1 protein-coding gene and 1 pseudogene are annotated in these 467 nt (G+C 75.2%); both read right to left on the reverse strand.

Annotation, left to right across the window (positions count from 1 at the left end; all coding sequences use genetic code 11):
* Positions 1 to 184: pseudogene (locus ACTQ1E_RS08895) on the reverse strand (IS21-like element helper ATPase IstB); the annotation flags it as partial.
* Positions 184 to 467 (reverse strand): Mu transposase domain-containing protein (locus ACTQ1E_RS08900; RefSeq protein WP_441064283.1); only part of this gene is annotated, 284 nt, incomplete at its 5' end. The pseudogene ACTQ1E_RS08895 and the gene ACTQ1E_RS08900, both read right to left, overlap by 1 nt.

Consider the following 467-nt stretch of genomic DNA (forward strand, 5'->3'; position numbering starts at 1 on the left):
TCCTGACCTCCCGGGCGGCGACCTCGACGCGCGTCATCTCCTCGAGGGCGGAGGCGAAGCCCCGCTCGCCCGCGGCGACCATCCTCACGTAGTCGGGCAGGGACGCCGCCATCTCGTGCAGCCCGAGCGCGGAGAGGTTCGCCTGCGCCCTGATCGAGGGGCTGCCCTCCGCGACGGCGCCCATCACGCCCCTCCGAGCGAGTCGAGCAGCGCGAGGTTGGCGCGCGCGGCCTCGGCGATGTCCGCGTCGGCCAGGCCCCGCTTCCCCTCGAGGGCCTGCCCGTAGTGGTCGGGGTCGTAGTTGATGGGCCTCGACGGCCCGGACGCGGCGTCGTGGACGGCGACCTCCTCGCCGGCCATCCTCACCACGACCTGGCCGCCGGGCATCGCCACGACGCTCACGCGCCGGCCGATGCAGCGCCTGGGCACGGACCACTCCCTGCCGGCGGCCCTGACGAGCATGGTCG

The organism is Collinsella sp. LCP21S3_C7 (assembly GCF_052118485.1).
GTDB lineage: Bacteria > Actinomycetota > Coriobacteriia > Coriobacteriales > Coriobacteriaceae > Collinsella.